General features: G+C 69.1%; 9 protein-coding genes and 1 pseudogene. 1 reads left to right on the top strand and 9 read right to left on the bottom strand.

Annotation, left to right across the window (positions count from 1 at the left end; translation table 11 throughout):
• The 4 genes and pseudogenes from BFN33_RS53305 to BFN33_RS30090 all read right to left on the bottom strand — a co-directional run.
• Positions 1-561 (bottom strand): annotated as a pseudogene (locus BFN33_RS53305) (hypothetical protein); the annotation flags it as partial.
• A 160-nt stretch (positions 562-721) separates the two neighbouring features.
• Complete coding sequence (locus tag BFN33_RS30080; RefSeq protein WP_069763303.1) at positions 722-1,132, bottom strand: DUF6113 family protein; 411 nt, start codon at positions 1,130-1,132, stop codon at positions 722-724.
• Positions 1,129-1,986, bottom strand: a complete 858-nt coding sequence (mshB, locus tag BFN33_RS30085) for an N-acetyl-1-D-myo-inositol-2-amino-2-deoxy-alpha-D-glucopyranoside deacetylase (RefSeq protein ID WP_069763304.1) — start codon at positions 1,984-1,986, stop codon at positions 1,129-1,131. The genes BFN33_RS30080 and mshB overlap by 4 nt, the downstream gene beginning before the upstream one ends.
• Before the next feature lie 58 nt (positions 1,987-2,044).
• On the bottom strand, positions 2,045-2,239 hold the full coding sequence (locus BFN33_RS30090) for a hypothetical protein (protein ID WP_057610034.1): 195 nt from the start codon (positions 2,237-2,239) through the stop codon (positions 2,045-2,047).
• 177 nt (positions 2,240-2,416) lie between these two features.
• On the opposite strand from BFN33_RS30090, the gene BFN33_RS30095 reads away from it, so the two are divergent.
• Entirely contained in the window at positions 2,417-4,537 is a 2,121-nt protein-coding gene (locus BFN33_RS30095) for a S9 family peptidase (RefSeq protein WP_069763305.1), read from the top strand.
• Between the two features lie 217 nt (positions 4,538-4,754).
• Here BFN33_RS30095 and BFN33_RS30100 read toward each other — a convergent pair whose 3' ends face one another.
• The 5 genes from BFN33_RS30100 to BFN33_RS30120 form a co-directional block, all read right to left on the bottom strand.
• Positions 4,755-5,792: an ABC transporter ATP-binding protein gene (locus BFN33_RS30100; protein WP_069763306.1), complete on the bottom strand. Its 1,038-nt coding sequence runs from the start codon at positions 5,790-5,792 to the stop codon at positions 4,755-4,757.
• Positions 5,785-6,759 carry an ABC transporter ATP-binding protein gene (locus BFN33_RS30105; RefSeq protein ID WP_069763307.1) on the bottom strand — a complete coding sequence of 325 codons (975 nt, stop codon included), beginning with the start codon at positions 6,757-6,759 and terminating at the stop codon, positions 5,785-5,787. The genes BFN33_RS30100 and BFN33_RS30105 overlap by 8 nt, the downstream gene beginning before the upstream one ends.
• Positions 6,760-7,069: 310 nt before the next feature.
• On the bottom strand, positions 7,070-8,038 hold the full coding sequence (locus tag BFN33_RS30110; RefSeq protein WP_069763308.1) for an ABC transporter permease: 969 nt from the start codon (positions 8,036-8,038) through the stop codon (positions 7,070-7,072).
• Positions 8,031-8,954, bottom strand: a complete 924-nt coding sequence (locus BFN33_RS30115) for an ABC transporter permease (RefSeq protein WP_069763309.1) — start codon at positions 8,952-8,954, stop codon at positions 8,031-8,033. Before BFN33_RS30115 ends, BFN33_RS30110 begins: the two co-directional genes overlap by 8 nt.
• 7 nt (positions 8,955-8,961) lie before the next feature.
• The gene (locus BFN33_RS30120) at positions 8,962-10,608 is read right to left on the bottom strand and encodes an ABC transporter substrate-binding protein (protein ID WP_069763310.1); all 1,647 of its coding nucleotides are present in this window, start codon (positions 10,606-10,608) and stop codon (positions 8,962-8,964) included.
• Positions 10,609-10,825: the final 217 nt, after the last annotated feature.

Consider the following 10,825-nt stretch of genomic DNA (forward strand, 5'->3'; position numbering starts at 1 on the left):
GGGACGCGCACCGCCGGACGCGGCCGCGCTCGAGCCACCGTGACGGGGACCGGACGCACCGGCACCCGGGCCCGCAGCACCCGGCGCACCGGCACCGGGCACACCCGCGGCCGAACCGCCCGGCAGACCCGCTCCGTTGGTGGCACCCTCGCCCGGACCGCCCTTGGCGGGGCCGGACTTGCGGGGCGCGAACCAGTCGCTCGCCTTCTCCTCGCCGGCGGGCGGCGCGGGATCGGCGGGCAGTTCGACGGTGCCCGTGGTCGAGGAGGGACTCGGCGCCGGCGCCTGAGTGTCCTGGCCTCTGTCGCCGGAGTTCTCCGAATCGCCGACGGGCTGACGCACGACGACCGGCGGAATGGGCCGCGATCCGGGGATGTTGATCCGGATCCGGGTCGTCAGCGTGGTCTCGGTCTTGCGTTCCTCCGGCTGCGCGGCCGAACGGCCCGCGTCCGGACCGCCGTCGGACACCTGGGGCGTCCCGTACGGCGGCGTGCCCGAGGGGTAGGCGGCTCCGCCGCGCCCGTTGGGCCCGGAGGACGGACTGTCAGTTTCACGACTCAAGGCAGGTTCTCCTGGTTGGCTCCACCGCCCGTTTCGACCTCAGTGCTTCGGGCGGCTCGGCGGCGCGCACCACCATACTGGCCACTTCTGGCCTGTATCCCACGACCGCTGAGGAAACCCACACGGGACTCGCACGCGCGCGATGCGAAGAAGTGGTACGTCACTTGCCAAGTCGGACGGGGTCGCCGCCCGGTTGCCGCCCTCGCCCAAGGGTGGCGCAGATCACAGCCACAGCCATGCCGCCGAGCAGGAAGAGATAGGAGCCGCTTCCTGCGGCGAAGACGAAGTCGCCTTCCGGACGGCTGGCGGTGAGAAAGATGACGGCGATCATCCAGCCACCCGCGGGCGCGACGGCTCCGGCGCGGCTGTCGGCGGCGCGCGCTCCGCCGAGCAGCAGTCCGGCCTCGCCGAGCAGCGCGAGCAGCAGTCCGCCCGGAAACCAGCCGCCCTGCACCAGTGCTCCGGCGAGCCCGACGACCGCGCCGAGCACGAAAAGACCGAGGTAGGCGGCGGCCCGTCCGGCGGAGGGGCGCTGCAGGGGCTGGGCCGGCATCGACGTACGGTCGCTCATGATGCGCCCTCGATCCCGGAGAACAGGTCGGTCTCCTTGGTGTTCCCGTGTTCCCCGCTCACCAATTGGTAGTACTCGGTGGTGAAGAGAGGTTGCGCGAGTTCGTTCGAGAGCGCGAAGTACGCCCCCGACACTTCGATCTGGGTCGCGTGCGCGGCCATCGCGGCGCTCTTGGCGGCGGTGTACGCCGTGCCGTCGATCTCCGTGGTGATGCGCTCGTCGTCCACCACACCCGGTACGTCGTCGAGGACGGCGGCCTTGGCGAAGGGGAGGCCGGGCAGGTCGTCGTGGAGCCGGGCGAAGGCCTGCTCGCCGACCGCGCGCGGTACGCGGTTCCAGTAGACCTTCTCGATCGTCCAGCCCGTCCCGGCGGCGAGCTCCACCGCGCGCATGGCGACCCGGTGGGCCTGGATGTGGTCGGGGTGGCCGTATCCGCCGTTCTCGTCGTAGGTGACGAGGACCTGGGGGCGCACCTCCAGGATCACCTCGACGAGATGGCGGGCCGCCTCGTCGACGTCGGCCCGCCAGAAGCAGTGCGGGTTGTCGTTGTCGGCGGTGCCCAGCATCCCGGAGTCCTGGTACCGGCCGCGGCCGCCGAGGAAACCGAAGTCCTCGACGCCCAGTCGCTCCATGGCCGCAGCCAGCTCGCGCTCACGCTCCTGAGCGAGGCCGGCGCCGGTCAGATGCCGGAGCTCCGGCGGGATGACCTCGCCACGCTCGCCGAGGGTGCAGGTGACCAGGGTCACCCGGGCGCCCTCGGCCGCGTACCTGGCCATGGTCGCGCCGTTGTTGATCGACTCGTCGTCCGGGTGCGCGTGCACCAGGAGAAGACGCCGAGCGGGCTGTTCCGTCATGGCCCCACCCTACGAGGAGCCACCGACAGTCCCGCTCAGCCGGGTCGTCGCAGTGGGGTCAGAACTTGATACTGCTGATCATGCCCGCGATGTTGGTCGTCACCTCACTGATCGTCGGTGCGATCGAAGAGGCCGCGAGATAGAAGCCGAGCAGGATGCACACGACGGCGTGCCCGCCCTTCAGTCCCGACTTCTTGACCAACAAGAAGACGATGATCGCCAGCAGCACCACCGCCGAAATCGAGAGTGCCACGGCGGCTCACCTCCAAAGATCCCAAGAGCGCGGGGGGTCGGACCAGGGGGGCAGATAAATCCATACGTAGGCCAGCAGGTTCCTACCCACTATGCGGTAGTGATCATAACTATCCGGGCCTGCGCATCCGTCGGCGCACGGCCGCACAAGGGGGCGCATGGCCAATATGGTCGGGGCATGACGACCGAGCCTGACTCCTTTCCCCGCCGGCACGCCCGCACCCAGCGCTTCACGCTCGGCGCGCCGCGCGCGTTCACCGTGGCGCCCGACGGATCGCGTGTCGTGTTCCTGCGCTCGAACTCCGGTACCGACCGGGCCAATTCACTGTGGGTGCTCGACACGGCGGACGGCGGGGAGCGCGTGGCGGCCGACCCGCGCGCCCTGCTGGGCGGCGCCGAGGAGCACCTCTCACCCGAGGAGCGTGCGCGCCGCGAACGCAGCCGCGAGGGCGGTGCCGGCATCGTCGGCTACGCCACCGATGCAGCCGTCGAGTTGGCCTCTTTCGCCTTGTCAGGGCGGCTTTTCACGGCGGAGCTGCGAGCCGGCACAGCACGTGAACTGCCCGTCCCCAAACCGGTGATCGACCCGCGCCCCGCCCCTGACGGACGGCACATCGCGTACGTCGCGCAGGGCGCCCTGAGGGTCGTGGGCGCCGAGGGCGAGGGGGACCGGGCGCTGGCCGTCCCGGAGTCGGACCAGGTCACCTACGGTCTCGCGGAGTTCATCGCGGCCGAGGAGATGGGCCGGTCACGGGGGTTCTGGTGGTCGCCGCAGTCGGACCGGCTGCTGGTCGCGCGCGTGGACGACACGCCGGTGCGGCGCTGGTGGATCTCCGACCCGGCCCACCCGGAGCGTGATCCACAACACATCCCGTACCCGGCCGCGGGCACCTCCAACGCGGACGTACGGCTGTTCGTGCTGGCCCTGGACGGGGCCCGCACGGAGGTCTCCTGGGACCGGGGGCGCTATCCGTATCTGGCCCGTGTGCACTGGTCAGCGGCGGGCGCTCCGCTGCTGCTCGTACAGGCGCGCGACCAGCGCAGTCAGCTGTATCTCGCGGTGGACGCGGAGTCCGGGGCGACCCGGATGGTGCACGCGGACGAAGATCCAACTTGGCTGGATCTTTTTCCCGGGGTGCCCTGTTGGAGCCCTTCGGGCCGGCTCGTGCGGATCGCCGACGAGGGTGGCGCGCGGGTGCTCGCGGTAGGTGAACGCCCGCTGACCGGCCCGCAGTTGCACGTCCGCGCGGTGCTGGACGTGACCGAGGACGACGTGCTGGTCTCGGCGTCGGCCGGTACGGAGGCCGAGTCGCCGGAGACCGGCGAGGTGCACGTCTACCGGGTGAACGAGCTCGGGGTGGAGCGGGTGTTGCAGGAGCCGGGCGTGCACTCGGCGGTGCGCGCCGGGGGCGTGACCGTGCTGGTGTCGGCGGCCCTCGACCGGCCGGGCGCACGCGCTCGGGTCCTGCGCGACGGCAAGGAGACGGCGACTGTCACGTCGTACGCGGAAGATCCCGGTTTGACCCCGCGCGTGACCCTCATCGAGGGGGGCGCACGAAAGATCCCGTGCGCCGTGCTTATGCCGCAGGACTACGCCGGTGACAGCCCCCTTCCGGTTTTGCTGGACCCGTACGGGGGTCCGCACGGACAGCGGGTGGTCGCCGCGCACAATCCGCACCTCACCTCGCAGTGGTTCGCCGACCAGGGTTTCGCGGTGGTGGTGGCCGACGGCCGGGGCACCCCGGGCCGCTCCCCCGCCTGGGAGAAGGCGGTCCGGGACGACCTCGCGGCGGTCGTCCTCCAGGACCAGGTGGACGCGCTCCAGGCACTGGCCGCGGACTTCCCTCTCGACCTCTCCCGGGTCGGGATCCGCGGCTGGTCCTTCGGCGGCTATCTGGCGGCCCTCGCGGTGCTGCGCCGGCCCGACGTCTTCCACGCGGCGGTGGTCGGCGCCCCGGTCAGCGATCTGCGCCTGTACGACACCCACTACCAGGAGCGCTACCTCGGCCACCCGGACGAGCAGCCTGCGGTCTACCGCCGCAACTCGCTGGTCGACGACGAGGGCCTGGTCGACGCGGCCGAGCCGCACCGCCCGATGATGATCATCCACGGCCTAGCGGACGACAACGTGGTGGTCGCCCACTCCCTGCGCCTGTCCTCGGCCCTGCTGGCCGCCGGCCGCCCGCACGAGGTGCTGCCGCTGTCCGGTGTGACCCACATGACCCCGCAGGAGACGGTCGCGGAGAACCTGCTGCGGCTTCAGCTGGACTTCCTTCGGCGCGCTCTCAAGTTGGGCTGAGCGGAGACTCTCCACGGAGCACCGCAACCATCAATTGAGGAACCACGACGAAGCACCAGCCAGGTCCGCGAGAGCGGCGCCGGTTCAGGCGCAAAGAACAGCAGCGGGCCGGGACGACATGGCGCGTCCCGGCCCGCTTACGGCACCCGCACGGCCGTACGTCGTAGAGACTGACGCGTCCGTATATCGGAACCGGGTCAGCCAAGTTGCCTCCGTGTTACTCCGGCTCCTCGGTCGGAACGACCTGCTTCTCCTCCGCGAAGTGGCATGCCGAGTCGTGTGCCGCGGGCCCGCCCGCGAACCGGAACTCCGCGGGCACCGCCAGCGCCGGGACCTCCAGCGCGCAGCGCTCCTGGGCCTTCCAGCAGCGGGTGCGGAAGCGGCACCCGGACGGGATGTTCGTCGGGGACGGGACGTCACCCGTGAGGATGATCCGCTCCCGGTGCTCGCGGGCCTCCGGGTCGGGCAACGGCACGGCGGACAGCAGCGCCTGGGTGTAGGGGTGCGTCGGATGGTCGTAGATCTCCTCGTCCCGGCCGATCTCGACGATCCGCCCGAGGTACATCACCCCGACCCGGTCCGAGATGTGCCGGACGATCGACAGGTCGTGCGCGATGAAGAGATACGACAGCTCGAACTCGCTCTGGAGCCGGTCGAGAAGGTTGATCACCTGGGCCTGGACGGAGACGTCGAGGGCGGAGACCGGTTCGTCGGCGACGATGACCTCCGGGCGCAGGGCCAGTCCGCGCGCGATGCCGATGCGCTGGCGCTGACCGCCGGAGAACTGGTGCGGATAGCGGTTGATGTACTCGGGGTTGAGGCCCACGACGTCCAGCAGGTCCTGGACCTTCCTGCGCCGGTCGCCCTTGGGGGCCACCTCGGGGTGGATGTCGTACGGCTCCCCGATGATGTCGCCGACCGTCATACGGGGGTTGAGCGAGGTGTACGGGTCCTGGAAGACCATCTGGATGTTGCGGCGGACCGACTTGAGCGCCTTGCCGGAGAGCTTGGTGATGTCCTCGCCCTTGTACTTGATCAACCCTTGCGTCGGGCGCTCAAGATTGACGAGCATCTTGGCGACGGTCGACTTGCCACAGCCGGACTCCCCGACGATGCCGAGGGTCTCTCCCTTGTTGAGCGTGAAGTCCACACCGTCCACGGCCTTGACGGCACCGACGTGTTTCTTGAACAGAATGCCTCGCGTCAAGGGATAGTGCTTGACCAGTCCACCCACTTCCAGGATCGGCTCAACCATTGAGGCACTCCGTCCAGAAGTGACAGGCACTCGTCCGCCCGTCGTCGACGTCGTACAGAGGCGGTACGTCCGTGCGGCACACGTCCCGGGCCATCGGGCACCGGGGGTTGAACGCGCAACCCGGCGGGATGTTCATCAGGTTGGGCGGCAGTCCCTTGATGGCGTAGAGCTCCTGCCCCTTCTGATCGAGACGGGGGATGGAGTCGAGCAGTCCGCGGGTGTAGGGGTGGGCCGGCGCCTTGTAGATGTCGTGGACGGGGGCCTGCTCGACGATCCGTCCGGCGTACATGACGGCGATCCGGTCGGCCACGTCCGCCACGACACCGAGGTCGTGGGTGATGAGGATGAGCCCCATGTTGTACTCGCGCTGGAGTTCGGCGAGCAGGTCCATCACCTGGGCCTGGACGGTGACGTCGAGCGCGGTCGTCGGTTCGTCGGCGATGATCAGCGCGGGTTCCAGGGCGAGCGCCATCGCGATCATGATGCGCTGGCGCATGCCGCCGGAGAACTGGTGCGGATAGTCCCTCACCCGCTCCTTGGCGGCCGGGATGCGCACCCGGTCCATCAGGTCGACGGCCCTGGCCCGAGCGTCCTTCTTCGACATCCCGCGGTGCACGACGAACATCTCGCCGAGCTGGTCTCCGACGCTCAGTACGGGATTCAGCGACGACAGCGCGTCCTGGAAGATCATCGCCATCTGGGCACCACGGACCCTGCGCCGCTCGTCCTCCTTCAGCTTCAGCAGGTCCTGCCCCTGGAAGACGATCTCGCCGCCGGTGATCTTCCCCGGGGGAATGTCGAGGATCCCCATGATCGCCTGCGCGGTCACCGACTTCCCGGACCCCGACTCCCCGAGCACGGCGAGGGTCTCGCCCTCGTCCACCCCGTAGTCGACCCCGTTGACCGCCTTGGCGACCCCGTCCCTGGTCCTGAACTCCACATGCAGATCACGCACTTCGAGCAGCACAGCGACTCACCTCGGCTTCGGGTCGGGGCGTCGCGGGTGGCGCCGCACAGGAATGGACGGGAGCGGGAGCGGGAGCGACGTGGCGCAACGGACGACGACTCCGGGAGCCGCACCGTGCCGCGCCGCGACCGGTTCCCGGGCCGCCCGCGCGCTGCGGTCGCAGGGGGCTGCTGCCACTCGCCTCGGCTCCGGGGTGCGCGTCGGGTGCGGCGCTGCCGGGCAACACGTCGACCTGGTGCGGGTGGCAGGAGCGCGGGGTCCGCCCTGTCGCACTGCCGCACCTCTCACGCGCGCTCAGCACCACGTCCGCTCACCTCAGCTTCGGGTCGAGGGCGTCGCGGACCGCGTCGCCGAGCATGATGAAGGCGAGGACCGTGATCGCGAGGGCTCCGGCCGGCCAGAGGAGCATGTGGGGGGCGTTGCGGATGTAGGCGGAGGCCGCGGAGATGTCGATGCCCCAGCTGACCGTGGGGGGTTTGAGGCCCACGCCGAGATACGACAGGGTCGCCTCCAGGGCGATGTAGGTGCCCAGCGCGATGGTCGCGACCACGATCACCGGGGCGACCGCGTTCGGGGCGATGTGGCGCAGCAGCAGGCGGGAGTTGGAGGCGCCGAGGGCTCTGGCCGCCTGTACGTAGTCGTTCTGTCTGGCGGTGATGACCGAGCCCCGCGCGATGCGGGAGATCTGCGGCCAGCCCAGCAGCACCATGAACCCGATGACCGGCCACACCGTGCTGCTCGTGACGACCGACAGGAGCACCAGACCGCCGAGGACCACCGGGATCGCGAAGAAGATGTCGGTCGTGCGGGACAGAATCGAGTCCGAGATGCCTCCGAAGAACCCGGCGAGGCCGCCGAGGACCGACCCCAGGATCGCGACGCCCAGCGTGGCGCATACGCCCACCGTCACCGACGTACGGGCGCCGTACACCGTGCGCGTGTAGACGTCGCAGCCCTGGCCGTCGTAGCCGAAGGGATGGCCCGGCTGGGAGCCCTCCTGGGCCTTGGAGAGGTCGCACTTGAGGGGGTTGCCCGAGGTGATCAGCGAGGGCCACAGGGAGATGACGACCAGGAAGACGATCACCAGGGCCGAGATGATGAAGACGGGGTTGCGGCGCAGGTCGCGCCAGGCGTCGGACCAGAGGGAGCGGGGTTTGTCCAGAGGGGTCGTATCGTCGGGGCCCTTCTCCAGAGTGGTCGCCTCGCTCACCGCGAGATCCATCGCGCCCCCCGCTCCGGTCCCGGCGATGGCTCCCTCTTGTTCCTGGGGTTCAGGCATAGCGGATCCTGGGGTCGAGGACGGCGTACAGGAGGTCGACGAGCAGGTTGGCGACCAGGAAGACCAGGACGAGGACGGTGACGAAGCCGACCACGGTCTGGGTGTTCTGGCGCAGGATGCCCTGGTAGAGCTGGTAGCCGACGCCGTGGATGTTGAAGATGCGCTCGGTGACGATCGCGCCGCCCATCAGGGCGCCGATGTCGGTACCGATGAAGGTGACCACGGGGATGAGCGAGTTGCGGAGCAGGTGCCTCACGATGACCCGCTGTCTCGGCAGACCCTTGGCCACCGCCGTACGGACGTAGTCCGAGCGCCGGTTCTCCGCGATCGACGTGCGGGTCAGCCGGGTCACGTACGCCAGGGACACGGACGCGAGGACCAGGCCCGGAACGAGCAGCTCGCCGAAGGTGGCCTCCGTGGACACCGAGGGTTTGATCCAGCCCCACCGGACACCGAGGAGGAGCTGGAGCAGCAGACCGGTGACGAAGGTGGGGACGGAGATCACGACGAGGGTGAGGAGGAGGACCGAGGTGTCGACGGGCCGGCCGCGCTTGAGTCCGGTGATCACGCCCAGGGTGATGCCGACGACGATCTCGATGAGGATCGCGACGATCGTCAGCCGGATGGTCACGGGGAACGACGTCGCCATCAGCTCGGTGACCTTCTGGCCGTTGAACGCGGTGCCGAAGTCGCCGGTGAAGACGTGCCCCATGTAGGTCAGGTACTGCTGCCAGACCGGCTTGTCGAGGCCGAACTCCTTCTTGAGCTGGGCGGACGTCGCCGCGTCGCACTGCTTGTCGCCGCACAGGCCCGCGATGGGGTCGCCCATCACGTCCACCATGAGGAAGATCAGCAGCGTCGACCCGATGAACACGGGGATCATCTGGAGCAGGCGCCGGACGACGTACCGTCCCATGGCGGGGTCAGCCGACCTTGATCTCGTTGTAGACGGGGACGCTGAACGGGTTGAGCTTCACGTTCGAGAGCCGCTCCGAGTAGCCGGCGCTGCCGTTCTGGTACCAGAGCGGGATGGCGGCCATGTTGTCCCGTACGACCTTCTCGGCCTCCTGGAACTTCTGCACCGCCTTGGTGGTGTCGGTCTCGGCGTTGGCCTCGTTGACGAGCTTGTCGAAGTCCTTGTTGGACCACTTGCCGTCGTTGGAGGAGGCGTTGGTGTAGTAGAGCGGCTGGAGGAAGTTCTGGATGAGCGGGTAGTCCATCTGCCAGCCCGCCCGGAAGGGGCCGCTCATCTTCTTCGCGGTGATCTGGCTGCGGAAGTCGGCGAAGGTGCCGACGGGGTTGCCGACGCAGGCCTTGTCGTTGTCGAGCGCGTTGTTGATGGAGTTGCAGACGGCGTCGACCCACTGCTTGTGGGAGCCGGTGTCCGCGTTGTACGTGATCTTGATCTGGCCGCCGGGAAGTCCGCCGCCTTCCTGGATGAGCTTCTTGGCGGCGGCGGGGTCGTAGTCGCAGGCGTCCCCGCACAGTCCGTCCTGGAAGCCGCCCTCCTTGCCGAGGACCGGGGAGGTCCAGTCGGTGGCGGGGGTGCGGGTCTTCTGGAAGATGGTCTCGGTGATCTGGTCGCGGTTGATCGCCCGGGAGAGGCCGGTGCGGACCTTCTCCGACCCGGCCGCGTTCCACTTCTTGTCGTAGAACGGGAAGGCGAGGGTCTGGATGATTCCGGCCGGGGTGTTGATGTAGCGGTCGCCGAGGTCGCTCTTGGCGTTCTTGAGCTGGGCGGCCGGGACGTCGTCCACCAGGTCGAGGTTGCCGGCCAGGAGGTCGGTGTAGGCGGTGTTGTTGTCGGTGTAGACCTTGAGGGTCACCCCGCCGTTCTGTGCCTTGTCCGGGCCGGGGTAGGCGTCCCACTTCTTCAGGGCCATCTGGGAGCCCTTGGTGTACGAGTCGATGGTGTACGGCCCGTTCCCGACGGGTTTCTGCAGCCAGGCCGAGTGGTCGTTGAAGAACGCCTGCGGGAGCGGGGCGTAGGCGGGGTAGCCGAGGGTGTCGGGGAAGGTCGAGAACTTCTGGTTGAGCTTGACGGTGAAGGTCTGCTCGCCGGTGACCTTCAGTCCGGAGAGGGTGTCGGCGCTCTGCTTGCTGCCGTCCTCCGGGTGCGTCTTGTCGTAGCCGTCGATGTAGCCGAAGAAGTAGGCGTTCTTCTGGTTGTTCTTGAGGGAGGCCCCGTAGTTCCAGGCGTCCACGAACGACTTGGCGGTGACCTTCTCGCCGTTGCTGAAGGTCCAGCCGGTCTTGACCGTGATCGTGAAGTTCTGCGAGTCGCTCGTCTCGATCTTCTCGGCGAGCATGTCCTCGGCCTTGCCGGTCTCCGGGTTGTACTTCTTCAGGCTCCGGAAGATCATGTCGAGGACCTTGCCGCCCTGCACCTCGTTGGTGTTGGCCGGCTCCAACGGGTTCTGCGGGTCGCCCCAGGAGGAGCTCAGCACGGCGCCGCCGTCACTGCTCCCGCTGCCGCTGTTGCTGCCGCTGTCCCCACCGCCGCAGGCCGTCCCCGCGAGGGCTACCGCCGCCGCGCATGCGGCCCATTTGGCGTGCGTGGCTCCACGCATGGAGTGCCTCCTCAAGACTGATCCGTTACCGGCCAATATCGAACCGAGGGGGACATTCCGCACGCCTGGGTAGGCCTTTGGGGGTGGGCGCGGGTGAGGCGGGGGGCACCAGTTCAGGGTCGGGGGCGGGGAGCCAGGGGGACGAGGAGGCGAAGTGGGGGCAGGGGGGAGGGGGGAGGGGCCGAAGGGTCGGGGGGCAGGGGGCAGGGGGCAGGGG

This window comes from Streptomyces sp. LUP47B (genome assembly GCF_001746295.1).
GTDB lineage: Bacteria > Actinomycetota > Actinomycetes > Streptomycetales > Streptomycetaceae > Streptomyces.

What these genes read in the sequence shown, in the direction of transcription:
- BFN33_RS30080 (WP_069763303.1), bottom strand. Translation starts at nt 1,132, where the DNA reads ATGAGCGACCGTACGTCGATGCCGGCCCAGCCCCTGCAGCGCCCCTCC.
- mshB (WP_069763304.1), bottom strand. Translation starts at nt 1,986, where the DNA reads ATGACGGAACAGCCCGCTCGGCGTCTTCTCCTGGTGCACGCGCACCCG.
- BFN33_RS30095 (WP_069763305.1), top strand. Translation starts at nt 2,417, where the DNA reads ATGACGACCGAGCCTGACTCCTTTCCCCGCCGGCACGCCCGCACCCAG.
- BFN33_RS30100 (WP_069763306.1), bottom strand. Translation starts at nt 5,792, where the DNA reads ATGGTTGAGCCGATCCTGGAAGTGGGTGGACTGGTCAAGCACTATCCC.
- BFN33_RS30110 (WP_069763308.1), bottom strand. Translation starts at nt 8,038, where the DNA reads ATGCCTGAACCCCAGGAACAAGAGGGAGCCATCGCCGGGACCGGAGCG.
- BFN33_RS30115 (WP_069763309.1), bottom strand. Translation starts at nt 8,954, where the DNA reads ATGGGACGGTACGTCGTCCGGCGCCTGCTCCAGATGATCCCCGTGTTC.
- BFN33_RS30120 (WP_069763310.1), bottom strand. Translation starts at nt 10,608, where the DNA reads ATGCGTGGAGCCACGCACGCCAAATGGGCCGCATGCGCGGCGGCGGTA.